The organism is Streptomyces sp. NPDC050619 (assembly GCF_040654815.1).
In the GTDB taxonomy this organism is placed as follows: domain Bacteria; phylum Actinomycetota; class Actinomycetes; order Streptomycetales; family Streptomycetaceae; genus Streptomyces.
Window position 1 is genome coordinate 163,860 of record NZ_JBFAIR010000005.1, and the last position, 23,830, is coordinate 187,689.

The 23,830-nt window shown below is 70.0% G+C and carries 26 protein-coding genes and 1 pseudogene; 8 read left to right on the top strand and 19 right to left on the bottom strand.

The genetic code is table 11. The features are described 5' to 3' along the window. Window positions 1-75 precede the first annotated feature (75 nt). On the top strand, window positions 76-1,044 hold the full coding sequence (locus AB0I77_RS11500) for an NAD(P)-dependent alcohol dehydrogenase (protein WP_363282231.1): 969 nt from the start codon (window positions 76-78) through the stop codon (window positions 1,042-1,044). Window positions 1,045-1,072: 28 nt separating this feature from the next. On the opposite strand, the pseudogene AB0I77_RS11505 reads toward AB0I77_RS11500, so the two are convergent. Continuing rightward, window positions 1,073-1,998, bottom strand: a pseudogene (locus AB0I77_RS11505) (transcriptional regulator). A gap of 542 nt (window positions 1,999-2,540) precedes the next feature. On the opposite strand from AB0I77_RS11505, the gene AB0I77_RS11510 reads away from it, so the two are divergent. Both AB0I77_RS11510 and AB0I77_RS11515 read left to right on the top strand, forming a co-directional pair. Then, on the top strand, window positions 2,541-2,663 hold the full coding sequence (locus tag AB0I77_RS11510) for a hypothetical protein (protein WP_363282232.1): 123 nt from the start codon (window positions 2,541-2,543) through the stop codon (window positions 2,661-2,663). A gap of 142 nt (window positions 2,664-2,805) precedes the next feature. After that, window positions 2,806-3,357, top strand: coding sequence for a hypothetical protein (locus AB0I77_RS11515; RefSeq protein ID WP_363282233.1), 552 nt, complete (start codon window positions 2,806-2,808; stop codon window positions 3,355-3,357). A gap of 174 nt (window positions 3,358-3,531) precedes the next feature. Here AB0I77_RS11515 and AB0I77_RS11520 read toward each other — a convergent pair whose 3' ends face one another. Together AB0I77_RS11520 and AB0I77_RS11525 are read right to left on the bottom strand one after the other, a co-directional pair. Continuing rightward, complete coding sequence (locus AB0I77_RS11520) at window positions 3,532-4,167, bottom strand: pyridoxamine 5'-phosphate oxidase family protein (RefSeq protein WP_363282234.1); 636 nt, start codon at window positions 4,165-4,167, stop codon at window positions 3,532-3,534. Further along, window positions 4,168-4,539 (bottom strand): metalloregulator ArsR/SmtB family transcription factor, encoded by a 372-nt coding sequence (locus AB0I77_RS11525; protein ID WP_363282235.1) that lies wholly within the window; start codon window positions 4,537-4,539, stop codon window positions 4,168-4,170. 128 nt (window positions 4,540-4,667) lie between these two features. Here AB0I77_RS11525 and AB0I77_RS11530 point away from each other — a divergent pair, with 128 nt between their 5' ends. From AB0I77_RS11530 to AB0I77_RS11540, 3 genes are all read left to right on the top strand, one after another. Continuing rightward, complete coding sequence (locus tag AB0I77_RS11530; RefSeq protein ID WP_363282236.1) at window positions 4,668-5,909, top strand: MFS transporter; 1,242 nt, start codon at window positions 4,668-4,670, stop codon at window positions 5,907-5,909. Window positions 5,910-6,061: 152 nt separating this feature from the next. Continuing rightward, on the top strand, window positions 6,062-6,880 hold the full coding sequence (locus AB0I77_RS11535) for an alpha/beta fold hydrolase (protein ID WP_363282237.1): 819 nt from the start codon (window positions 6,062-6,064) through the stop codon (window positions 6,878-6,880). A gap of 102 nt (window positions 6,881-6,982) precedes the next feature. After that, window positions 6,983-7,984 (top strand): LuxR C-terminal-related transcriptional regulator, encoded by a 1,002-nt coding sequence (locus AB0I77_RS11540; protein ID WP_363282238.1) that lies wholly within the window; start codon window positions 6,983-6,985, stop codon window positions 7,982-7,984. 60 nt (window positions 7,985-8,044) lie between these two features. Here the strand turns inward: AB0I77_RS11540 and AB0I77_RS11545 are convergent, their stop codons facing one another. The 16 genes from AB0I77_RS11545 to AB0I77_RS11620 form a co-directional block, all read right to left on the bottom strand. Next, entirely contained in the window at window positions 8,045-9,037 is a 993-nt protein-coding gene (locus AB0I77_RS11545; RefSeq protein ID WP_363282239.1) for a carbohydrate kinase family protein, read from the bottom strand. 58 nt (window positions 9,038-9,095) lie between these two features. After that, on the bottom strand, window positions 9,096-9,548 hold the full coding sequence (locus AB0I77_RS11550; protein ID WP_363282240.1) for a holo-ACP synthase: 453 nt from the start codon (window positions 9,546-9,548) through the stop codon (window positions 9,096-9,098). A 19-nt stretch (window positions 9,549-9,567) separates the two neighbouring features. Continuing rightward, entirely contained in the window at window positions 9,568-10,728 is a 1,161-nt protein-coding gene (locus tag AB0I77_RS11555; protein WP_363282241.1) for an acyl-CoA dehydrogenase family protein, read from the bottom strand. After that, window positions 10,721-11,305, bottom strand: coding sequence for a hypothetical protein (locus tag AB0I77_RS11560; RefSeq protein ID WP_363282242.1), 585 nt, complete (start codon window positions 11,303-11,305; stop codon window positions 10,721-10,723). The genes AB0I77_RS11555 and AB0I77_RS11560 overlap by 8 nt, the downstream gene beginning before the upstream one ends. Then, on the bottom strand, window positions 11,302-12,135 hold the full coding sequence (locus AB0I77_RS11565; protein ID WP_363282243.1) for a hypothetical protein: 834 nt from the start codon (window positions 12,133-12,135) through the stop codon (window positions 11,302-11,304). Before AB0I77_RS11565 ends, AB0I77_RS11560 begins: the two co-directional genes overlap by 4 nt. 11 nt (window positions 12,136-12,146) lie before the next feature. Continuing rightward, window positions 12,147-12,407 (bottom strand): acyl carrier protein, encoded by a 261-nt coding sequence (locus AB0I77_RS11570; protein ID WP_363282244.1) that lies wholly within the window; start codon window positions 12,405-12,407, stop codon window positions 12,147-12,149. Window positions 12,408-12,442: 35 nt separating this feature from the next. Continuing rightward, the gene (locus AB0I77_RS11575; protein WP_363282245.1) at window positions 12,443-13,729 is read right to left on the bottom strand and encodes a diaminopimelate decarboxylase; all 1,287 of its coding nucleotides are present in this window, start codon (window positions 13,727-13,729) and stop codon (window positions 12,443-12,445) included. Further along, window positions 13,726-15,105 carry a hypothetical protein gene (locus AB0I77_RS11580; RefSeq protein WP_363282246.1) on the bottom strand — a complete coding sequence of 460 codons (1,380 nt, stop codon included), beginning with the start codon at window positions 15,103-15,105 and terminating at the stop codon, window positions 13,726-13,728. The genes AB0I77_RS11575 and AB0I77_RS11580 overlap by 4 nt, the downstream gene beginning before the upstream one ends. 6 nt (window positions 15,106-15,111) lie before the next feature. Next, a complete protein-coding gene (locus AB0I77_RS11585; RefSeq protein ID WP_363282247.1) occupies window positions 15,112-16,062 on the bottom strand; it encodes a 3-oxoacyl-[acyl-carrier-protein] synthase III C-terminal domain-containing protein in 951 nt (316 codons plus the stop codon). Window positions 16,063-16,068: 6 nt separating this feature from the next. Next, window positions 16,069-16,896, bottom strand: coding sequence for an SAM-dependent methyltransferase (locus AB0I77_RS11590; protein ID WP_363282248.1), 828 nt, complete (start codon window positions 16,894-16,896; stop codon window positions 16,069-16,071). 18 nt (window positions 16,897-16,914) lie between these two features. Further along, window positions 16,915-17,154: a phosphopantetheine-binding protein gene (locus AB0I77_RS11595; protein WP_363282249.1), complete on the bottom strand. Its 240-nt coding sequence runs from the start codon at window positions 17,152-17,154 to the stop codon at window positions 16,915-16,917. A 13-nt stretch (window positions 17,155-17,167) separates the two neighbouring features. Then, entirely contained in the window at window positions 17,168-17,575 is a 408-nt protein-coding gene (locus tag AB0I77_RS11600; RefSeq protein WP_363282250.1) for a 4'-phosphopantetheinyl transferase superfamily protein, read from the bottom strand. A 1-nt stretch (window position 17,576) separates the two neighbouring features. After that, window positions 17,577-18,449 carry a hypothetical protein gene (locus AB0I77_RS11605; protein WP_363282251.1) on the bottom strand — a complete coding sequence of 291 codons (873 nt, stop codon included), beginning with the start codon at window positions 18,447-18,449 and terminating at the stop codon, window positions 17,577-17,579. Further along, window positions 18,446-19,315 carry a diiron oxygenase gene (locus AB0I77_RS11610; protein ID WP_363282252.1) on the bottom strand — a complete coding sequence of 290 codons (870 nt, stop codon included), beginning with the start codon at window positions 19,313-19,315 and terminating at the stop codon, window positions 18,446-18,448. The genes AB0I77_RS11605 and AB0I77_RS11610 overlap by 4 nt, the downstream gene beginning before the upstream one ends. 226 nt (window positions 19,316-19,541) lie before the next feature. Beyond that, complete coding sequence (locus AB0I77_RS11615) at window positions 19,542-20,708, bottom strand: hypothetical protein (RefSeq protein WP_363282254.1); 1,167 nt, start codon at window positions 20,706-20,708, stop codon at window positions 19,542-19,544. Continuing rightward, the gene (locus AB0I77_RS11620) at window positions 20,705-21,646 is read right to left on the bottom strand and encodes a 5-dehydro-4-deoxyglucarate dehydratase (RefSeq protein ID WP_363282255.1); all 942 of its coding nucleotides are present in this window, start codon (window positions 21,644-21,646) and stop codon (window positions 20,705-20,707) included. The genes AB0I77_RS11615 and AB0I77_RS11620 overlap by 4 nt, the downstream gene beginning before the upstream one ends. A gap of 259 nt (window positions 21,647-21,905) precedes the next feature. Here AB0I77_RS11620 and AB0I77_RS11625 point away from each other — a divergent pair, with 259 nt between their 5' ends. Together AB0I77_RS11625 and AB0I77_RS11630 are read left to right on the top strand one after the other, a co-directional pair. Continuing rightward, a complete protein-coding gene (locus AB0I77_RS11625; protein WP_363282256.1) occupies window positions 21,906-22,715 on the top strand; it encodes an NAD(P)-dependent oxidoreductase in 810 nt (269 codons plus the stop codon). 283 nt (window positions 22,716-22,998) lie between these two features. Beyond that, window positions 22,999-23,769 carry a DeoR/GlpR family DNA-binding transcription regulator gene (locus AB0I77_RS11630; protein ID WP_363282257.1) on the top strand — a complete coding sequence of 257 codons (771 nt, stop codon included), beginning with the start codon at window positions 22,999-23,001 and terminating at the stop codon, window positions 23,767-23,769. The last annotated feature ends 61 nt before the right edge of the window (window positions 23,770-23,830 follow it).

The window sequence follows — 23,830 nt, forward strand, 5'->3', positions numbered from 1 at the left end:
AGGCGTTCGAGCCACCGGGATGCTCGGTATATCCGGGACATTCGGTGTCCGGGACCGCGAAGGGGAGCCAAAGCCATGAAGGCGATCGTTCAGGATGCCTACGGATCAGCGGACCTCCTGGAACTGCGCGACATCGACCGCCCCGTACCCGGCGACGACGAGGTGCTCGTCGAGGTGCGCGCGGCCGGTGTCGGCCCCGAGGTCTGGCACCTCATGACGGGCCGGCCCTATGTGGCCCGCGCCGTCCTGGGACTGCGCAAACCCAAGAACCCCGTCAAGGGCTGGGACGGCGCCGGACGCGTCGAGGCGGTCGGCGCGAAGGTGACCGACTTCAAGCCGGGCGACGAGGTCTTCGGCAACTGCGAGGGCTCGTTCGCCGAGTACGCCCGCGCCAAGGCCGCCAAGATCGCGCTCAAGCCCGACAACCTCACCTTCGAACAGGCCGCCGCCCTCCCCGTCTCGGGCATGACCGCCCTCCAGGCCCTGAGCGGCAAGGGCCGCCCGCGGCCCGGCCAGAAGGTCCTGGTCATCGGCGCCTCAGGCGGAGTGGGGTCCTACGTCATCCAGCTCGCCACGATGTACGGCGCCGAAGTCACCGGCGTCTGCGGCCCCACGGGCGCGGACTTCGTCCGCTCGCAGGGAGCCGCCCACGTCATCGACTACACCCGCGAGAACATCACCGACGGCCCGCACCGCTACGACGTCGTCGTCGACAACGCGGGCCTTCGCCCCCTGCCCGTCCTGCGCCGCGCCCTCACCCCGCGCGGCACCCTCGTCATCGTCGGCGGCGAGGGCGGCACGGCCTTCTTCGGCGGTATGAGCCGCGGCCTGCGGGCCGTCGCGCTCTCCCCCTTCATCGCGCAGAACCTCGGCAACCTCGTCTCCGTGGCCCGCCACGAGGACCTGCTGACCCTCAAGGACCTCGCGGAGAAGGGCAGGATCACGCCGGCCATCGACCGCACGTACCCGCTCGCCGAGGCGGCTGCGGCGGTGCGCCATCTGGAGAAGGGGCATCCTCGGGGGAAGCTGGTCGTCACGATCTGACGGGGTGGCCGCGCATGGCCAGGAGGAGCTAACTCACCAGTTCGGACGGCGCGATGGTGCGTGCGCGGTCGTACAGGTCGCGAGCCGATGCGTTCTTCAGGTGGGGGCGCAGGAGGCCGAACATCGTCCTGACCCGATCGTCGGCGCGGCCCGACTGGACCATGGGGTAGTCGTCGAGCGCGAGATGCCAGGTAGCACAGGCCGTTTCCAGGTGGCCGATCTCCAGCTGTCGTTCGGCCAGCAAGCCACGCCGGTGCACGCGCGTACGGCGATAAACGCTGGGGCGGAGGCTCGTCCGCCCGCTGCATGGCCTCGACGGCCCCGTCCTTGTCGCCGAGTTCGTACCGGACCTGGCTGACGTGGTAGCTGAGCGAAGACGGATCGTACGAGCCGAATGCCCTCCCGCGTGACTCCGCGCGGTCCATGGCCGCTTCAGCCTCACGGATGTACCGCAGTGCGGTCGTGCGGTCTCCAGTCTGAGCGCAGGCGTGGGCCCGCTGGCCGACGAGGAAGGCGAGCATGCGTGGCCCCGCTTTCGGCGAGGCAGCGGCAGCCGCGTCGGCCAGTTCGACGGCCTTGGTCAGGTGGTCCTCGGCCGCGCCGGCCAGTTCCAGCGCCTTCACGTAGTAGCGCTGCGCGAGCCCGTGCAGTCCCTCGTCCACGGCCATGTAGCCGGGCGGCCACCGTGTTGACCATGAACGAGGCGGCCATGGGGCGCGCATGGCGTCCGCCGAACTGATCGTCCAGTTCGGACACACGCTCGGTCATGGCAACAACCATGTTCACTTCGTTGTCGCCGATACGTGAGGCACGGCCGGACTGGACAGCCTCCGCGCGGCCGATCACATCGGGCCAGCCGGGGATCGTGAGGGCGACGGAGAAAAGACCGGCTCCCAGGACACCTCGGCGAGACGGGTCCATGTCCTGCCTCCCCAGATCGATCAGCCCTTCCACGGTATCCCTGGACGTGACGGAGTGATCGCGGGGAACAGGCAGACCCGCATCAGCATGGGTGACGGGGCGGCCGAGCCGACAGGAGAGAGCTTCGAGGATGCAACTACGCACAGGACGGCGTGGGACTGTGCCGCCGAGCCAATGACTCACCGCCGACTCGTCGGAGCGAAGCGGTGTTCCCGTTTCGGTACCGACACGGTTCACGGCGCGGGCGAACTGGCGGTGCGTCCAACGGCTCTCGGTCAGCAGACGGCTGAGCGACGTGTTCGGATCGCGCTTCGCCATTGCCCTCAACTCCCCGGTGTACCTGCCCTGCCAGTGCCCGCAGCACCGAACGGAAGCCGGAGCTACGAGCGTCGAAGAGCCGACTGAACTCCTCCCCGCCACATGAGAGGGCTCCCCACCTGTGGCATGGGAGGGCCCGCCGTCGTGACAAGGCGGGCAACCCCGTCCGGCTGCCCCGTGCAAGGGCGGTCGGCAGCAGGACAGGTCCAGCTCCGCAGCATCCGCCGCGGAGTCCGCTTCACCTAGAAGGAGACGCAATGCACGTGGACGAGCTGTTCACCGGTGACCTGGTCACCGGAGTCCCCCCCATGGAGACCGCGCTGATGGACAAGATGCCGGGCGGCGGCGACAACAACGGCGATCACTGCGCCACCAAGTGATCCATGGCTGACGTACGGCGGAGCGGGGCTGATCGGGCCCTGCTCCGTCGTACCTCGTGTGAAGGGTGATCACGTGCTTTCGATGTGCCTGCACCTGCCAGATCTCCAGACCCCTGACTGGCAGTTACGAGAGGGTCGTTGGGTGAGCGGTGCGAGCTGGATCAAGCCCGCGAGGGTGTCGGCTCTTGCAGCGGTGTTCGACGACAACCGCGCGCCGTGCATCAGTCTCACCGTGAGGGAGTACAAGCAGGGGGAAGCGGACTTCGTGGCACTCGCCATGAAACCCGGAGAAGCCCGCCTGACAGCAGGTGTGTTCGGCACCGCGCCGCTCTACCTCGTACCGGTCGGCGCCGTGCTGTACGCCTCCTGGGACCTTGCCGAGCTGCATCCGCGCCTGCGGGCCGACCGGCTCGTTCCCCGCACGGTGGCCCGGACCCTGACCAGACAGCACCGGTACACCGCAGACACGCTGTTCGAGGGGGTGTACCGGCTGACCGAACGCGCAACCGCGGTATTCACGTCGTCGGGCCTTGTCATGCAGTACCCCGAGCCTGCGGAGCATGTACTGGCGCCACGTGCTCTGCGACCCGACGTCGACCCGCTGGACGCGCGCCCTGGTCGGCGACCGTCGGCTTGCCTTCTCACGGCTCGCCGAAACCGAGACTGCCCTGTCGAAGGCGGACAACCGGCGTAACGCCGTGGGCGGTTACGACCACTCAGCGTTCGAATTCCATCGGTCGAGCGTGTTATACACCCTCGGCCCGGCATCTGTCATGATCACGACCGAGCGCACTCCGTAGTCGAGACCTGACGGTCGCGAGGTGCCCGGCTCAAATTCCCGCGCCCGACGGCCGCCCCGGTACGGAGGTCAGTCCGGCATGTCCAGTTCGGCGAGCCGGGCGCGCAACAGTTCGTTCTCCCGCTGGAGTTCGGCCATGCGCTCCCGTACCGGCCCTAGGCTCTCAGCCAGTTCCGCCTCCGAGTAGCGCGGGGTGATGTGCTGGGAACAGTTCCAGTTGAGGCCCTCGGCGGCGACCACCACCAGGCGTTCGACCCGGCCGTCGGTGCGGGTCTCGCCGAGGCGGCGTGCGAGACCGGCGTCCTCGTCGAGCGGCACGGTCCGCGCACGGCCGAAGAGCTTCAGGCGCGCCTGCCCCGCATAGTCCATGAAGAAGAGGGCCACCCGCCCGTCCGCGCGCACGTTGCCGGTGGTGATGTACTGGCGGTTGCCGCGTACGTCGGCCCAGGCCAGCGTCCGCTCGCCGACCACGTGCACGAAGCCGGGCGGGCCGCCGCGGTACTGCACATAGGGCCAGCCGGTCTCACTGACGCTGGCGAGATAGAAGCCATCCCGCTCGCCGATGAACGCCGCCTCGTCGGGGCCCAGCCGGTCCGGCCCCAGGTCCGCCTGGGCGAGGGCGCGCAGGCCGACCTGGGAGCTACCGTGCTCCTCCTGCGTCCGGCGGACGCTGTCGGTGTACGCGAGTCGCGCGTAGCGCCCCATCTAGCGCCCTCCGCCGGTGCGGGCGTCGTCGGCTTCCGTGGGCGTGGCACCGGCGGCCGGCGCGGCGTCCAGGATCGAGGCGAGCAGCCCCGGGAAGCGTCGGTCCAGTTCCTCCCGACGGATCCGGCTGACCCGGGTGTTGCCCTGCAGATGCGTCTCCAGCAGGCCGCTCTCGCGCAGGGCCCGCAGGTGATGGGAGACGGTGGACCGCTTGACAGGCAGGTCGAGCCCGCCACAGGGCGCCTGCCCCAGCTCGCTGAGCAGCCGCACGATCTGCAGCCTGACCGGGTCCGCCAGAGCCTGTAGCACGGTCCCGATCTCCACCCCGCCCAGATCCGGCTGCGGCAGCCGCACCTGCTCCAACGTTCCCATCGCCTCTCCAGTCCAGTCTCGCCGGCAACTCGGTTTCGTAGATGCCGATCGACATCTACGATACACATCGAACATCTATTGCGATGTTCATCGACATAACTGACGCTCATCGAAATGCGAGGGCATCCATGACTCCAACCGCGCAGACCACCGGCACGCAGCGGCACCCCTGGCGGGGACACGCCGCGGTACTGGCGCTGGGAACCTTCGCCGTCGGCACCGACGCCTTCGTCATCGCGGGCCTGCTGCCCGACATCAGCGACTCCCTGGACGTGTCCGTGGGCGCGGCCGGCCAACTCGTGAGCGTGTTCTCGCTGACGTACGCCCTACTGTCACCCATGCTCGCGGCCCTCACCTCCCGCTGGTCCCGGCGCACGGTGCTGATCACGGCGCTCATGGTGTTCGCCGTCGGCAACGTCGTGACCGCACTGGCACCCGACTACCCGCTGGTACTGGCCTCCCGGGTGGTCGCGGCGGCGGGCGCGGCGATGTTCACGCCGAACGCGGGCGCGACCGCGGCCACCCTGGCGGGGGCCGAGCAGCGCGGGCGGGCAATCGCGATCGTGACCGTGGGCCTGACCGGATCTCTCGCCCTGGGCGCTCCGCTCGGCACCGCCATCGGCAACGCGTGGGGTTGGCAGGCGACCATGTGGTTCGTCACCGCCCTGGCCCTGGCGGTGGCCCCGGTCATCGCCCTGCGACTGCCCGATGTCACCGTCGGCGGCCCGACCGGGCTGAGGCGGCGGCTCACCCCGCTCACCGACCGCAGGGTCGTCGGGGTGCTGGCCGGCACCTTGATCGCGTTCGTCGGCATCTACCTGCCGTACACCTACATCAGCGCCGTCTTCGAGCCCGCCACGGGTGACGACGGCGGCAAGGTGGCCGCCTTGCTGCTGACCTTCGGCCTGGCGGGCACGGTCGGGAACCTCACCGCGGGCCGACTGGCCGACCGCAAGGGGCCCCGCGCAGTGGTCGTCGGAGCGACGCTGCTACTCACCGTGGTGTTCGCCCTGACGGCCGTCTCGCACTCCTCCTACGCCACGGCCGTCGTCCTGACCGCGGTCAGCGGCATTGGATCATGGTCGGTGACCGCGCCGCAGCAGCAGCGCATCATGGCGCTGGCCGCGCCCGGCACGGAACCACTGGCCGTCTCCCTCAACGCGGCCGTGATGTACCTGGCGATCTCGCTGTCCAGCATGCTCGGCGCCGGCATCCTCGACGCGACGGACGCCGCCTACATCGCCTGGGCCGGAGCCGCGTTCGTCCTCGCCGCGGCGGCGGTCACCGCGCTCATCGGGCGCGCCGAGCGCTCGGCGAACGCCCCGACGTCCGCGCCCACACCCCAGGAGGCCACGCCCCGCCCCCGGTGATCCCGGGTTATCGCCTCGGATATTCGGCGCCATTTCGGCCGGATCCTTTCGCCACATTCCCATCACATCTGACGCATCATCAGATCCTGTCAATATCTCTTAACGGAACAACCGTTGACACTCTTCGGAGTCGACAGTAGCGTTCCGTTCGAATGCCCTATACATGGATCTCCCCCACTAGGCATTGCGGGCTATGCACGGAAGGCGCGATGGAGAGCCAAGAGACTGCAAAAAAGAGCCCATGGATACGGAAACTCGCCCCCCGCACGAACCCCTTTGTCCGCCTGGTCTGCTGCCCCTACGCGGGCGCCTCGGCCACGGCCTACCGCACATTGTCGGCCGCATTACCGGAGTCCATTGAGACACTGTCCGTCCAATACCCGGGCCGCCCGGGCAACCGGGATGAGCCGCCGCTCTCGGACATCGGACAACTCGCCGACCGGATCGTCGAGGAGCTCACGGAATGGCGCGGGGCAGCACCCCTGGCCGTGTTCGGCCACAGCTTCGGTTCGGTCGTGGCCTTCGAGGTCACCCGGCGTCTGGAGGCGGCGGGCAGCAGGCCTGTCCACCTCATCGTCTCCGGACGCCGCGCGCCTTCCGACGGGCTGGGCGCGCACACCCCGGACAGCGACGAGGAGATCGTGGCCGAACTCAGGGAACTCGGCTCGATCCCGGCCAGGCTGTTCGAGAAACCCAAGTTCCTCGAGCCCGTCCTGGCAGTGGTGAAGAACGACTACCACGCCAACTCGCACTATCTCAGCACTCCCGAGACGACAGTCGAATGTCCCGTGTCGTTCCTGCTGGCCGAATCCGACCCCTACGTGTCGGGCGGCGGCGAGCAGGGCTGGCGCCGTCACACCACTGCGGAGTTCCGCGTCATACACTTCCCGGGCGGTCATTTCTTTCTCAACGACCAAGTGTCCGCCGTAACCGAGGAAATCACGGAAATGCTTCGGGTAGAGACTCACTGATTGTCGAAAATAACAGGACGGGAAGCAGTGAAAAAGGAACTCTTACCGGCGAATCCCTCCCAAGCGCTCAGCGACGACATGGACGCGTTATGCACCGCTCCGGTGCCACGACACGACGAGATCGACGACGAACTCGCAGTCCGTGCATACGAACACGCCCTCTCGCGCCATTCGGTGACCGTGCGGGAGACGGCAGCGGCCGTCGGGGTGTCCGTCGCGACGGCCGCCTGGATCATGGACCGGCTGCGGTGCCTCAAGCTCGTCAGGTACTGCGAGGAGGGACAGACCTACACGGCCGCGGATCCGGACTCCGCTCAGGTCGAACTCGTCCTGCCGGTGGAGGCGCTGATCCATGAGAAACGGCGCGAACTTGCCTCCATCCACCGGCGGCTGGGCCGCTTCCTCAACTCCTACCAGCTGCATCAGCGCTCCCAGGGGCGCGGCGAACTGGTCGTGACTCTGGAGGAGCAGCGCGAACTGATGCTGCGGCTGGCCGACTCCATCCGCCGCAGTTCGGGCGAGATCCTGACCATGTGGCCGGTCAACAGCCACGAGACCGACCTGCTGGACCAGACCGAGGTGCTGTCGCAGGAGGTGGCCCAGCACGGTGTGCGGCTGCGCACCCTCTTCCCGCACACCGCCCGCTCCCACCCCGCCTTCCGCGCCAACCTGCACAAGAACCAGAACGCGGGGGCCGAGGTCCGCACCTCGGACGAGATCGCGCACTTCCTCGTCATCGTCGACCAGCAGACGGCGTTCCTGCCGACCGACTCGGCGGCGGAGCGCGCGCCCATGGTCACCGCCGTCTACGAGCCGGTGATCGTGAACCTCCTGCGCGGCATCTTCGAGAACGTCTGGCAGTCCGCGTGCTCCTTCAACGGCAGCACCGCCCCCGAATCGGCCCTCGACAACGTCAAGGGCTCGATCCTCAAGATGCTCGCGTCCGGCCTCAAGGACGACGTGATCGCCCGCCGGGTGGGCATCTCCTCGCGGACCCTGCGGCGCTACATCGCCGCCATCATGGAGGAACTGCGCGCAGACAGCCGCTTCCAGGCCGGAGTCGCCGCGGCCAACGCCGGCCTGGTCGACAGCCTTTCGGCCTGACCGCCCCACCCCGCGCGCCATCCCCCCGCCGGACCACGGCGGGGGGATGGCGCGTGCCTTTCACGCCCAGTCCGGCCGCAGCGCCCCGGACAGCCGAGGGCGCATCGTGGCCGCAGTGGGCTCTCCGTAGGTCTTGCCCATACGGATCGCGAGGTCGGCGGCGGACAGCTTGTACTCCTGCGTGCCCACCGACTCCAGTACGACGGTGGCCAGGGCGCAGCCGAGCCGGGCCGCGTCCTCCGGCGTCCAGTCCCAGGCCACACCCGCGAGAAATCCGGCGCGGAACGCGTCGCCGACGCCCGTGGGATCGGCCGCGCGGTCGGTCGCGACGGCGTCGATCCGCACTTCGGGCCGCCCCCGCCGGGCGATGACGACCCCGTCCGCACCGAGGGTGCTGATCCAGGTGCCGACCCGGTCGAGGACCTCGCCCCTTCCCCAGCCCGTCCGGCGCTGAATCAACGCCGCCTCATAGGCATTGGTGAACAGGTACCGGGCGCCGTCCACCAGTTCGCGGACCGCACCGCTCTCCAGGCGGGCCAACTGCTGCGAGGGATCGGCCGCGAAGGGCAGCCCCAGGCGACGGCATGCGTGGGTGTGCCGCACCATCGCCTCCGGATCGTCAGCGCCGATCAGCACCAGCTCCAGCCCGCGTCGGGCGGCCGGTGCGAGCGTGATGAGCCGGGCCTCGGTCATCGCGCCCGGGTAGAAGGTGGCGATCTGGTTCTGGTCGGCGTCCGTGGTGCACACGAAGCGCGCGGTGTGAAGGGTGTCGCTCACCCGCACCAGGCGCGTGTCCACGCCCTGCGCCTCCAGCAGGCGCCGGCGGTCGGCGAAGTCGGTGCCCACGGCGGCAGCCAGCACCGGCGTGAGGCCCAGCCGCGCCAGGCCGACGGCGATGTTGGCGGCCACCCCGCCGTGCCGGATGTCGAGGCTGTCGGCGAGGAAGGACAGCGAGACCCGGTCAAGCCGGTCCGGCACCAGTTGTTCGGTGAAACGGCCGGGATAGACCATCAGGTGATCGGTGGCGACGGAGCCGGTGACGGCGATGCGCACGGTCAGCTCTCCCCAGCCCTGCGCAGGGCATCGGGGCTCGCGTCGAGACGGCCTTCGGTCACGGATTCCGAGGTGAAAGGAGGGTGGGGCACGACTCTCCCTGGGCTGTGGCCGGTGACACCGGCGGTGACGGGGGGAAGCGTGGAGCGCCGATCGCGGCCGCCACGACCAGGCCCCGTTTGTGGGTGATGGAGACGTTGAGGTTGTCGATGCCGCGGGCGCGCGCATGCCGGGCGGCGGCCTGCGACAGCCGTACAACGGGAGCGCCGGACTCGTCGCGCAGAACGGCTACCTGACGGGGCGTCACTCCGGCGCCGACACCCGTGCCGATGACCTTCAGCGCGGCCTCCTTCGCGGCGAACCGGCCGGTGAGGAACTCGCGCGCGCGGCTCTCGCCGAGGTTGTCGGCAAGAGCCAGTTCGTCGGCGTCGTAGACATAGGCGCGGAACCAGGGCCGGCTGAGCAACCCGTCCAGTTCGTCCTCGGCGAGGACGTCGATACCGATCCACACGGCCGGCTCCCGTTCTTTGTCACTGGAGGAACGTCCCTTTCGCCACGCCCTGGAAGACCGCCAGCCGTTGGATGTGGCCGGTGCCCTCCATGAACTCGAAGGCGCGCGCGTCCCGGTACACCTTCTCCAACCACGGGTCGTCCAGGAGAGCGCCCGGCCCGAGCAGGTCAGCCGCGGCCAGCGTGACGGTCTCGGCGAGTTCGGCGGCGCGCGTCTTGATCCCCGCGATGCGGTCCGCCCGTACCGTGCCGGCGTCGATCGCGGCCGCGATCGTGTAGTTGTGCCGTCGGGCGGCGTCGAGCCGGTCCTGGATGTCCTCCAGCCGGTGCCGGGCGTCCCCCGCCAGGGTCGGCCGCCGGGCGCGCACATGGTCGAGGACCGCGCGGGTGAGTCCCAGCGCGGTGCCGGCGAGCACAGGCCGGAAGCGCTGCAGCGTACGGATGGCGCCGACCAGTCCGCGACGACTCGGCTTGAGCGTGTCGTAGCCGAGGATCTGCTCGCGCTCGACGCGTACGCCGTCGAGGGTCATGGCGGAAATGCGCGCGCCGCGCATGCCGACGGTCGGGATCAGCTCGGCGCGGTATCCGGGGTCGCTGGTGTCCACGAGGACGGCCTCGATGCCCAGCGGACCAGGCGCGCGGCGGCAGAAGACGACGCCGAGCTGGGCGAACGCGGCGTTGCCCACGTACCGTTTGGCGCCGCTGAGCCGGAAGCCATCGCCGTCGGAGGTGAGTTCGGTCAGTAGTTCGGCGGCGGCCGATCCCTTGTCGGGTTCGGTCAGGCCGAAGAAGGTCCACACGGGTTCAGGGCCCGAGAGCCGCTCGTAGTAGGCATGCCGCTGCTTGTCGTCACCGAGCGCGCCGACCGCGACGCCCGACATCAGCGGGCCCGGGCAGGCCAGCATGAACCCGGCGTCCCCGTAGCTCAGTTCCTCGATGGTGATCGTGTGCTCCAGGCACGAGCTCATGTCGTACGTGTACGGGCCGATGCGCAGCGGCGACGACAGGTACTCCATCGGGATGGTGCAGCGGCGCATGAGGCCGACGGCGGCCAGGTCGAGCCGGCGGTCGACGGCCGTGGGGTCACGGTCGAGTTCCAGGCCGAGAGGGCGCAGTTCCGCGGCGGCCTCCCGCACGTGGTCGCGCAGGAGGACGGCGCGCCGGGGCAGGGACTCAGTCATGGGCGGCCTCGGCGTGCAGGTAGGTGTTGCCCAGCAGTTCGGTCATATGGAGCAGGGTCCCGGCGCCGTCGGCGGTGAAGCCGTGGGCACCGTGCAGCCTGAGCGCGGTGCGTCCGGCGGCCACCAGGTCCCGGTGCGCGCGGTGGCGGCGTTCGGGCGTCTGTGCGGGCAGGTCCAGCAGGTCGCGCGTCCCGGAGAGTGCCAGCGCCACGTCGGCCACGGCGCCCCGGACGAGCTGGCGGCCGAGCAGCGAGGTGCCCTCGGACTCCCGCTCATCGAGGCGTCCGACCGCCGTGTCGAGCGCGTCGCGAAGGGTCTGCCAGTGCAGCCGCAGCAGCGCCGCGCAGAACACGTCCAACGCCCGCGCGTCGGCGGTCGCCGCGTTACGGCGCGCGGTGAGCAAGCCGGCCGCGCCGGGGACCGGGCTGCCGTCGGCGAGCCGCTCGGCGGAGGCGACGGTCCAGCCGGTGCGTGAGGCCACCGCGCCGCCGGGCACGGCGCGTTCGTGGCAGTCGTCGAGAGCCGACGCGAACGCGGCGAGCCGGGCCTGCCCGGTGGTCGCGGGGGCGGTCGTCATCGCTGCTCCTCCAGCACGAGGTCGGAGCGCAGTACGGCAATGCAGGTCTCGCCGGATCGCGGGTCGGTGTCGCACAGCACCACGGTGCGGTAACGCTCCCGCCAGGCCCGCCACTGACGGGCCAGGGCCAGCCACAGGCCGGTGGCGTAGGTGCCGGGGCTGACCTGGTACGACGTCGTCGTCCCGGCTGCGGCGTCGAGGGCTTCGCGGTCCGTCCAGGGGCCGGTGACGAGCAGGGTGCCGTCCGGGTCGGCGGCGGTCAGTTCCGCGAGCCGCCGGGCGGGCCGCCCGGTGGCGGAGACTGTCTCGACACCGGCCAGGTGCGGTCCGTCGTCGGTGCCGAGCACCAGGGCGACCCCGGAGTCGACGAGCCGGTTGTCGTGGACCAGGGGATGGCGGGTGGGCAGGGTGGTCTGTTCCAGTACGGCGAGGACCGCCCGTCCGGCGCGGCCGGCCCGCTGGAACGCGGTGATGGCGCGCAGCGCGGTGAACGGCGCCGCCAGCCCCTGCTGGTGGATGCCGAAGTTGACGGACCGGCCCCCGAGCAGATGGTCCAGGTGGGGGGCAACGGCGGTGAACGGGGTGAGGTCGGGCAGGGCATGAGCGACGACCACCAGGTCGGGGTCGCTGCCCTGGACGCCGTCGGCCTCGGCGAGGCGGTCCACGAGGTCCCGGTGGCTGACGTTCGGGCCGCCGCGCAGCAGGGTCTCGTCCACGGCGAGGCCGAACGGCTCGACCAGGTCGCGGTAGTGGGCGAGGTTCTCGGCGGAGTCGTCGAAGGGCTTGCGCGGCGGGGCGACCACCCCGGAGGCGGCGAGAAGGGTCGGCATGGCGAGGTGCCTCACACTCCGCTCGGGGCCTGCTGGGTCAGGACATAGTCGGTGAGGGTGCCGACCGACGCGAAGTCCTCCATGTCGAGGTTCTCCGGGTCGACGGAGATGTCGATGGCGTCCTCCAGGGCCATCAGCATCTCCAGGATCGAGGTGGAGTCCAGGTGCAGGTCCTCGAGGAGCCGGGTGTCCTCGGTGAGTCCGCTGACGGTGCGCTCCAGCACCTCGCTGAGGGCCGCCTCGACGGCGGCGACCACGGTGTGGCGTTCCATGTGCTTGTCTCCTTCGACGGCTGATGGGTGCGGGGTCAGGCGTGGCGGCCCCGGCCGAAGTCCACGGTGTGCTGCTTGGCGAGCAGGTCCTCAGCACGGTCCCGTTCGCGCACGAGGTGGGCGGTGCCCCGGTGCACCAGCACCTCCGCCGGGAAGCCGTGACTCAAGAACAGCCCGGGTGAGGCCGAGGGACCGTAGGCGCCGGAGCGTTCGACGCCGATGAGGTCGCCGGGTTCGACACGGGGCAGCCGGACCTTCTTGCCGACGACGTCGTTGGGGGTGCACAGCGGGCCGGTGACGGTGTAGATGTGCGCGGGCTGCTCGTCATGGCGGCTGAGCGAGCGGATCGGGAAGTTGCGCTTGACGAAGCTTCCGATGCCGACGGCGGCCATGTGGTGGTTGGTGCCGCCGTCGGCGATCACGAACGTCTCGCCCAGGGACTCCTTGACGTACCGGGCCTGTACGACGTACGTGCCACAGGCCGCGGCGAGATAGCGGCCGAGTTCGTTGATCAGACGGCAGCCGGGGTGGGCCTTGGCGAACGGCTCGACGACGTCGTTGATGCCTGCGACCGCGGTGTCGAGGTCGAGGTCCTTTTCGTTCTCGAAGTAGGCGACCCCGAAGCCGCCGCCGAAGTCCACCGTGTCCAGGTCGATGCCGAGGGTCCGCGCGAGTTCAGCCGACAGGGCGAGTATCTCGCGGGTGTTGTGCACGATGTCGTCCGCATTGAGAAACCGGGTGCCCATGTACGCGTGGAAGCCCCGGACCCGGACCCGGCGCAGGCCGGCGAGCTGAGCTGCCGAGCGGCGGAGCACTTCCGCGTCGATGCCGAACTGCCGCGGTTTGCCGCTCATCGCGAGACCCGAGCCCTTGGTGTGGAAGTCGGGGTTGACCCGCAGCAGGACGGGCAGGTCGGCCACGTTCCGCTCGGCGGCGATCCGCTCCAGCTCGGCGACCTCGTCGAGGGACTCACAGACCACGGCGTACAAACCGGCGGTGGCGCACGCCTCCAGTTCCGCGCGGGTCTTGCCCGGGCCGAGGAAGATGACGTCCTGCGCCGCGATGCCGGCCCTGCGGACCGTCATCAGCTCCACCAGCGAGGAGATCTCGGCGCCCGCGCCCAGCGAGCCGAGCCGGCCGCAGACGGCGACGTTGGGGTTGGCCTTGAGGGAGTAGAAGATGTCGACGGCCGGGTGCAGCCGTTCCCGCAAGCCGGAGTACACGTCGTCCAGGACGTCGGCGTCGTAGACGTAGAGCGGGGTGCCGAACCGCTCGGCGAGCTCGGTGATGTCGATGCCCTGGATACGGTACGGGCTGCTCATGAGGTCCTCCCGGTGGGGCTGATGCCGCCGAGCGCGGTGGTGACACGGCGGTCGAGTGCGTCCAGGCCCGCCCGGTCGGCCGCGAACAGCACGGTGTACAGGCGCCCGTCGAAGGAGGCGTCGGCGCCGGCCGCCTGCGCGTTGACCGTGCCGAAGCAGGTGATGACGAGGCCGTCCTGGTCCAGCGGCGGGTCGGCGAGGGGACCGAGCGCTTCGGTGATCTCCTCGAAGGGGACCGGCTCGGTCAGCCGCAGCGGGTAGTGCCGTGCCAGGGCGGCGCCGTGCTCCCGGCCAAAGCGCTCGGTGACGCGGCCCTGGTAACTGGCCATGTTCAACCGGGCGTTGATCTCCAGCACCGGGTACACCAGACCGTCCGCGCCGAGCAGCGCGTCCACGCCGACGACGCCGGTGAACCCGTCCGTGTGCAGCCGCTTGCCCAGGGCCTCGGCCGCTCCCGCGAGTTCGTCACGCTGGGCGGAGTCGAGGTCCGCGGGCATGACGTGGCCGAGGTGCACTCCGCCAGAGGTCAGCGCCTGCTTGACGAAGTCCTGCCGCACCCGGCCGTGCCGGTCGATGGTGAACTGGTGGTTCAGGTCGAACCGCTTGGGCAGGAAGGCCTCCACCACGACGTGCAGCCGGTCGTCGCCGCTTCGGCGGGCCCGGCGGTCGACCATGCGCAGCAGCCGGTCGGCCTTCTTGCGGCTGTCGAGGACGACCAGGCCGCGGCCGGAGACGCCGTAGGCGTCCTTGACGATGACCGGCCCGCCGTCGCACAGTCGCTCGTCGAGCGCGCGGTGCAGTTCGCCCACGGTCTGGCAGCAGTGGCCGGGGATGGTGCGCAGCCCCAGCTCCTCCGAGATCCGGCGGCTGTAGATCTTGCTGTTGACGTGCTCGTACGTGGCTGCGTCCGGCACCGCGAGCCGCAGGCCTGTGAGCCGGGTGATGCGCTCCTCCTGGTCCGACACTCCCATGGGCATCAACCAGGCTCCCTGCCGGGCGAGTTCGCGCAGCCTGCCGAGGAGCTCCGGCGATTCCGGCACGGCCCCGGCGGTGCCCGAGTCGCCTGCCGGTGCCCGGGTGACCAGCTCTGCGGGGGTGCCGAGACCGATGGCCTCGGCGTAGCGCCGGTAGCCGCCGTCCAGGGGCCGGTCCAGCAGCAGGTGGTCGCCCGGCTCGGCCAGCAGGGCGCCCAGCTCTTCCATACGCTGTACGGTGGCGGCCGTCGCGGAACCCTGCACGGCGGGCAGACCGGCGTACGAACGGGCCCACCGGCGCTCCACCTCGAAGTTGCACAGCCAGACGAATCGGGCGTCGCGGTCGCCGGTGAGGGCTTCCTTGAGGTCCTTGGTGTAGATGAGATCCGCGTGGTCTGTCATCCAACGTCACCGCTCCCTGTGAGTGATGACCATGGCGCCGAAGGTGGCGCCCAGGCCCACGGAGACCAGGACATAGTGCCGGCCGTCGGTCAGGCGGCCCGCCTCGCGCAGGGTCGTGTAGTTGACGAACACGTCCGAGGCATAGGTGTGGCTGTAGTGCGGGATGTTGTCGAGGAAGAACCTCGCGGGGTCGGCGCTCATCTCCTTGATCGTCTGCCGCCAGGACACCATGTTCACGTTGTGCGGGATCACGAGGTCGATGTCGTCGAACGTCAGCCCCGCCCGGGCGGCCGCCTCGTGGATGACCTCGCCGAGCACGGTGCCGTAGACCTGCCCGAAGCGCTGGATCTGCTCCTTGGCCATCTCCAGGCCCGCGGCGAACTCGCCGAGGGTACGCGTGGCGAAGGACCGCACCTCGTCCCCGCCGCCGCCGACGGTGACGAGACAGGCCGCCGCGGCGTCGGCCATGATCGCGCTGTTGGGGATCAGCTGGACCTTCGGCGAGTACGCCCTCTCACCGGTGACCATCAGCGCGTACGCCCCCTCCGGCGCCTCGGCACGCAGCAGTTCCCCCACCAGGTCGATGGCGCCGAGGCTGCTCACGCACGCCTGGTGGCTCAGGGCGAACGCCTCGGCGTCGGGCAGGCCGAGGTCCTCCCGGATCACCTGTGCGGCGTCGATGTGCGACGGGGTGACGGTCTGCACGGTGTGTGCGTAGACAACATAGGCGACGCGGTGTCCCTCGGGCAGCGCCTTGAGTGCCCGGCGAGCCGCGGGGAGCACCAGGTCGAACAGGCCGGTGTCCGGGTCGAAGCGCAGTCGGTCCAGGCCGTAGATCTTGCGGAAGACGCCGATCTCGGGGCGCCTGAGCCCGAGGCTGCCGGCGACGTCGTCGATCCGTACGCTGCGATCGGGGAGGAAGGACTCGATCCGCTCCAGCGTGGTGGCGGCTGTCATATGGACTCACTCCCCGACATACTCGGCGCGCACGAGCCAGCTTCGAGAGGCGCCCCGGCGGTCGCGCGGCTGCACCTTGTAGGGCCAGCGCCCCGCCCCGGCACCGGGTTCGCCGGGCTCTTTCACGTCCCGGGCCTTCCAGCCCGTGGCCGCGAGGAAGTCCTCGGGCTCGTCTGTGCCGAATCGCCAGGGTGTGCCGTCCTCGCGCAGCCCCTTGAGGAAGGTCTGGGAGAACGGGCTGCGCAGCAGCGCCGTGCTCACGAAGTCGACGACGAGTCGGCTGCCGGGCGCGGAGGCCGAGCCCAGGGTGCGCAGCAGCCCGGCGGCCTGATCCTCGGCGAGGAAGAACATCAGCCCCTCGGTGACCCACAGGGTCGGCCGGGCCGCGTCGAAACCGGCGGCGGTCAGCGCGGGCAGCCAGTCGCCCGCCAGGTCGGCCTTCACCTCCCGGCGCTCGGCCCGTGCGGTGGCGTTCAGCCGTCCGAGCCGGGCTCGCTTCTCGTCGATGAGCGCGTCGTGGTCCACCTCATGGACGGTGGCGTGCTCCGGCCAGGTGAGCCGGAACGCGCGGGTGTCCATGCCTGCGGCGACGAGGACGATCTGGTCGACGGCGGTGTCCCGCAGGACGGACTCGATGGCGTCGTCGAAGTATTTGGTGCGGATTGCGATGAACGGCAGCAGCCCGCCGCCGCCGTACCGGTCGAGCAGTTCGAATCCGCGCGGAGCCGCGAGCTCCCGGGCGAACGGGTCGGTGAACAGCGCGTCACCGTCGCGCTCTGACTCCACGGCCCGGGCGGCCGCGGTCCACTGGGCCGTGTAGGAAACGGCTTCCATGCTTACTGCCTCCTGGGGTCAGGCCGCCGCGAAGAACGCCTTCTCGATCGCCGAGAGCGTCTGGAAGTCCTGGATGTCGATAGTGTCGAAGTCGATCTCGACGCCGCTTGCGCCCTCGATCGTGTAGACGAGTTCGACGAAGGAGAGCGAGTCGACGAGCCTGCTCTCGATGAGGTTCTCGTCGGCGGCCACGGACGTGCGGTCCGGGTGCCGGTCCAGGATCCACGTACGTACTTCATCGATTCCTGCCGAAGCCATGTCCACTCCTCGGTTACGTCCGTTCTCGGTTCCCGTGCTGCTGTGCGCCGCAGTAGGCGACCGCGACGGCACAGGGTTCGTCGTGCGCGATGCTCACGGCGATGTGCTCGACGAGGGATGCGGCCGCCAGCCGGGCGGCGCGTCCGCGAAGGCGCACCACGGGCCAGCCACCGTCCTCCTTGAGGATTTCGATGTCCTGCCACGGCAGGGTCTGTCCGGCCGTCCGGAACAGCTTGAAGACGGCTTCCTTGGCGGCCAGTCGACCGGCGATCCCGGGGATGTCCGGTCCGTCGTCGGTGCGGGTGATCCGGAGCTCTTCCGCGGAGAGCATCCGCTTCAGCGCCGGCTGCCCGTCGACGGCCAGCAACTGGCGGACCCTGCCGTAGGGGACCAGATCGATACCGATCCGCCCCTCGTCCATGTCAGGAGGCCTGTCCGGCCGCCCGGTCCACGGCTTGCAGGGCGCGTTCGGCGTCCTGCCCGTGGTGCTCCAGCAGCACCGCCAGCCAGCGTTCGAGCCCGAAGGCGACGCAACTGGTGAAGGCGTGTTCGCCGTCCTGCGCACGGCGGATACCGCATCGCTCGCCGAAGAAGTTGCGGTGGGTGTTGACGGAGGCGATCGCCAGGTCGCCGACCTGGAACTCGTACTTCACCGGGCTGAGTTTCGCCAGCAGCGCCCGGGCGCCGTCGTTCTCGAAGAACGGGTCGCTCGCGGCCTGCTTGTCCATCCGCAGTGACAGGGCGTCCGCGAAGGCCAGGATCCGCTCCGTGAACCGGGAGACGACCTGCTGTGTGTGCTCGTACGTGCCGAGCGCGACGATCTCGCGCATCTGGAAGCTCAGCAGCCGACGCAGTCCGCTGTAGTGGTCCTCGTGCCGGAAGCAGCGGTTGACGAGGGTGACCAGGGTGTCGTCCGGTAAGCGCGTGTTCTCGTAGTACAGATAGGCGCCGTAGCAGGTGGCGTGCGGCAGCCCGAGCTGTGGGGCCTGGAGGTCGCCGGGCCGGAACCGGCCCTCGTCGGGCTTTCCGGTGCCGTGCTCCAGGTCCAGCGGGGCAGCAGCGAAGGCGAGGTGCGGGAAGTTGGTGTAGACGTCGAACTTCTCCAGGTCGCGCAAGGGGTAGACGGGCGGCGGGAGGATCTCGCTCGCGCCTGCCGCCCGACCCCATCCGGTGAAAGTGCGGTCCAGCGCGCGCAGCAGGTCGGTCTGCCCGGGCCCCAGGATCACCAGGGCGTCCGTGCCTCCGTCGCCGCGCCCGCGGGTGAAGCCCTCGGTGTGGTGCGGGGCGGCCGTCATCGGATGATCCCGGTCTTCTGCAGGTACTTGGCCGTCTTACGGAACACGGTCGCCTCGAACTCGGCGCGGGCGGGCCCTTGAAGCAGTTCCCGGCGCAGCTCCTGCGGCCTGTCGATGTCAGCGTCGCGATAGACCTGCGGGTTGTACAGCGACTCGAAGCTGAATGTCATGTAGCGCTTGAGGTAGGTGGATATGTCGTCCAGTTCCTGCTGGGTGCAGGTGCGTTGCACATCGACGAAGAGCGCGGCGACCAGTTCCCGGCCGAAGGCGATGTGCCGGGACTCGTCCTGGTGGTGGATGCGATTGATGGCCCGGATGGTCTCGTGCAGCCGATTGTCCAGCGCCATCTTGGAATTGAAGTGGTCGACCAGTTCCTCGAATATGAGGATGCGCGCGAACACCAGTAGGCTCTCGACATTCGACTGTGGAATCTCGGCGGCGACTCCGCCCGGCTGCCGATATATCTTCTTCCCGTATCGCAGGCAGAACTCCGCGAAGAACCACATGTGTTCGTTCTCCTCACCGATGAAGTGGTGGAAGAACTCCGACGGGGTTTCGAAACCTGATGTGTGAATGCGCTTGGTCACCTCGATGAGCAGTTCGCGGATGCCGTGCACATTGAGGCTGTAGAAGTTGATGCTCTCATAGCGTGAGAGAGCGTGGAGCTGCTCCTCGCTCAGCCGCTCGGCCGCCTCGGTCCGGTAGGTGGTGGTGAGTTCGGGACTCATCCACCACATGTGCTCCGGCAGGCTCTCCGGCCATTCGAACAGCTGGTACGGGTTGTAGTAATCCTCGACCGACTTCGAGCTCAGCCGGTCCAGGATCGTCAAGAACCGCTCATTCTGCTGAATGAGAGCACTGACCATTACTCACTCCTCTCGCGTCGTCGCGCCGACCGGAAGTTCGACTCCTTCGACCGTTTCCGGAAGTCGGCACGGTCAACGACGATAGAGAGAGATAGATGAAGGTGACAACAACCGAAAGCGGACTGTCCTGGACCGGCCAGCCCCAAAAACCAAACAGTCGGCTGCATCCGGTCGACGTTTCGGAGGAGGGAACTTCAAATCTCCGGAATAGGACGGGCCTGCCAGGTCAGCGCAGGGCCGCCCGGACCGCGTCGAGATCCGCGTCTGACGCCAACCCGGCGTGATACAGCCGCAGTTCGGTGGCCCCCAGCTGTCGTGCCCGAGCCGCGTCCGCCGCCAGCGTGCCCGGGCTGCCGCCCATGCCCGAGACCACGCCGAAGTTGGCGGCGATGACGGCACCGTCCCGTCGACTCGGCCGCTGTTCCGCGAAGGGTGTCAGCAGACCGGTGCCGCCCGCGCACGGCACGACCACACCGTCCGCGACGGACAGGATGTGCGCGGGGTCGACGCCCGGGTTGGCGCCGACGTGGTGGGTCACGGGGTCGGCGTGCAGCAGCACCTGGAAGCCCTCGGGAGCGGCGGCGCGGACCGCGGCCACCGCCGCCTCCTGAAGGGTGCGGGCGGTCTCGTCGCGCCACGCGCGCGTGGCGTTCGCCAAGGACGCGCCCAGGAGCTTCTCGACCCCCGCCCAGCCTCCGTCGTCGGGCGCGCCCTGCCACAGCGGCTCCAGGGCGGCCCGTACGGCGGCCGCCAGCTCGTCGGCGTCCAGGCCCTGGCCGCCGTATCCCTCCCGGCAGGCGGGGCAGAAGCAGAGCGCCATCAGGTACTGCCCGGCGTCCCCGAGGCCGACCCCGCCGGTCTTGTCGTGGGCGTGCAGGTGCTGGAGTCCGTACCAGCCGAGGGACTCCAGTTCGGTGCCGCGCGCCCCGGGCCGGACCGCCGCCTCGGCGGCCAGGTCGACGAGGTACGCGCGCGTGGCGGGCTGTGCGATGCACGGGGCCCACGGGTAGCGGTCGCCGTAGGCGTTGACGACCGAGGTGTCCGGGTGCTCGGCGCCCAGGCGGGAGTTGTGCGCGAGGACCACCCAGGTGTGCACCTCCAGGCCCGCCTCCGCGAGCGCCGTCGCCGCCTCGCCGAACGCGTCCCCGGGGGCCCAGTCCCCGGCCGCGTACGGGCGCAGCTCCCGCCCCTGCCACCGGTCGTCCATGGGATAGAGCACGGCCGCGTGCTCGGCGGTGACGATGCGGTGGCGCGGGTGGCGGGGGGTCAGGGCGCGCGTGGAGTGGTAGGCGGCGGCCAGGGTCACCTGCCGCACGCCGAGGGAGGCGATCCTCGCGGGCGCCTCCGGGTCCCCGGTGACATCCCAGGGGTAGACGAAGGTCGACGCCTTCACTTGTCCTCCTCCAGCAGCGCATACCCGCGCTCGATCAGCTGAGCGAGCTGCTTGACATGATCCTCGCTCGGCTCGTGCAGCGGCGGCCGGACCTCCCCCACGTCGAGCCCGCGCAGCCGTACCCCGGCCTTGACGAGGGCGACGGCGTACCCGCGACCCTGGGCGCGCAGTTCGACGAAGGGCCGGTAGAAGCCGTCCAGGAGGCGGTTCACCGTCGCGTCGTCGCCGGATTCCAGCGCCTGGTAGAAGGCGAGGGCGATCTCGGGGGCGAAGCAGAACACGGCGGAGGAGTAGAGCGTGATGCCGACGGCGCGGTAGGCGAGCTGGGTCTGCTCGGCGGTGGGCAGGCCGTTGAAGTAGAGGAAGTCGCCGGGCGCCTCGGTGCGTACGGCGCTCACGATCCGCTGCATCAGGTCGAGGTCGCCGACCCCGTCCTTGAAGCCGATGATCCCGTCCGTGCGGGCCAGCTCGACGACGCTCTCGGGGGTGAAGACGGCGTTGTCGCGCTGGTAGACGATCACCGGCAGCGAGCTCGCCGCGGCCACCTCCCGGTAGTGCCGCAGCAGCCCCTCCTGTCCTGCGACCACGAGATACGGCGGCATGGCGAGCAGCCCGTCGGCCCCGGCCCCCTCGGCGAGCCGCGCGTACCGCACGGCGAGCGCGGTGCCGTATCCGGCGCCCGCGACGACCGGCACCCGGCCCGCCGTCTCCTCGACGGCCGCCCTCACGCACGCCTCGAACTCCTCGGGCACGAGGGCGTGGAACTCCCCGGTGCCGCAGCACGCGAAGACGGCGGCGGCCCCGGACTCGACCCCGCGGCGCACATGCGCGCGGTAGGCGTCGAGGTCGACGGAGCCGTCGGGGCCGTAGGCGGTGACGGGGAAGAACAGCGGCCCGCCGGGGATGCCCAGTCGAGCGGCGAGGGGGGCTGACGTCACGGGCTCTCCCTTTACAACAGACGCGTGCATTCTTCTGATCCACGTCCACATTTCTGAACGCGTCCACCCTAAGGAGCCGCTCCGGGCCGGTCAAGCGCGCGGATCCCCAACTCAGGAGCAGATTTCCCCTGTCCGCGCGACACTTGACGAGCAGGTCGAGAGATCCTTAGCTTGTCCAGAAATGTGAACGCCGTCCATGCATGGGGCGGACGATGCGTGAGGCCGACCATGCACAAGGCCGACTCAAGGAGACCCGAGGATGCCCGCTCCCCGCACCGTTCTGCTCACCGGCGCCGCCGGCGGGCTCGGCACCCTGATGCGGGACCTGCTCCCCGACTACGGCTACGAACTGCGGCTGCTCGATCTGCGCCCCATCGAGGGCGAGCCGGAGGCGATCGTCGCGGACCTCGCCGACAAGGACGCCGTGCGCGAGGCCGTCCGGGGCGTCGACGCGATCATCCACCTCGCGGGCATCTCCCTGGAATCCTCCTTCGAGAAGATCCTCAGGGCGAACATCGAGGGCACGTACAACCTGTACGAGGCCGCCCGCGAGGAGGGCGTGGAGCGGATCGTCTTCGCCTCCTCCAACCACGCCGTCGGCTTCACCCCGCGCCCTCAGGGCGACGATCCCCTGATCCCCATCGACACCCCGCGCCGCCCGGACACCTTCTACGGCCTGTCCAAGTCCTTCGGCGAGGACCTCGCGCAGTTCTACTGGGACAAGCACGGCATGGAGACCGTCTCCGTCCGCATCGGCTCCTGCTTCCCCGAGCCGACCGGCGTGCGCATGCTCTCGGTGTGGATGAGCCCCGCCGACGGCGCCCGCCTCTTCCACGCGGCCCTGACCGCCGAGAAGGTCCAGCACACCGTCGTCTACGGCTCCTCCGCCAACACCCGGCTGTGGTGGGACCTGACCACCGCGCGGGCGCTCGGCTACGAGCCGCAGGACGACTCCGAGCCCTACGCCGAGAAGCTGATCGCCGAGCAGGGCGAGCTGGACCCGGAGAACGTGGCGCACGCCTACCTGGGCGGCCATTTCGTCAGCGACCCGCCGATCTGGCCGTACTGACATCAGGCCGTCCTGACACGGCGGGAAACAGACGTTCGCGGCGGCGGGCGGGCACCGAACGGGCCCGCCCGCCGCCGCATTCGGGCACCCGCGCTGCCCGTTCTCACGCGCCTGCACACAGTCGCGCAGGTCCGAGACGGACACGACTCACTGTAAACGGGCGCACCCGGGCAGTATCGGGCCCGCAACAGACCTGGTCAGTGCCGCGCGCCCGCTGTAGAACTTTCCCCCAGGGCCTCACCCGGCCCGAACGGGCAGCACAGCAAGGGAGCAGGTGTCGGCCATGAGCACGCGGACGGCAGAAGAGCGCCAGCGGGAGATCGTGCGGGCCTCGCGCGCCACCGGCTCGGTCGACGTCACCGCGCTCGCCTCCGAACTGGGCGTGGCCAAGGAGACCGTACGGCGGGATCTGCGCGCCCTGGAGGACCACGGCCTGGTCCGCCGCACCCATGGCGGGGCCTATCCCGTGGAGAGCGCCGGTTTCGAGACGACGCTCGCCTTCCGCGCCACCAGTCACGTCCCCGAGAAGCGCCGGATCGCGTCCGCCGCGGCCGAGCTGCTCGGGGACGCCGAGACGGTCTTCGTCGACGAGGGCTTCACCCCCCAGCTCATCGCCGAGGCCCTGCCCACGGACCGCCCGCTGACCGTGGTCACCGCGTCCCTGCCGGTCGCGGGCGCGCTCGCCGAGGCCGACGCCGTCTCGGTACTGCTGCTGGGCGGCCGGGTCCGCTCCGGCACCCTCGCCACGGTGGACCACTGGACGACGAAGATGCTGGCCGGCTTCGTCGTCGACCTGGCGTTCATCGGCGCCAACGGCATCTCCCGCGAACACGGTCTGACCACCCCCGACCCCGCGGTCAGCGAGGTCAAGGCGCAGGCGATCCGGGCCGCGCGCCGCACGGTGTTCGCCGGCGTGCACACCAAGTTCGGAGCGGTCAGCTTCTGCCGGTTCGCCGAGATCGGCACGCTGGAGACGATCGTGACGAGCACCCTGCTTCCGACGTCCGAGGCCCATCGCTACTCATTGCTGGGGCCCCAGGTCATCCGCGTCTGACACCACTGTTCATCCGCGTCCGACAAACGAACACACCCTCCCTACAGGGTGCCCCCACACC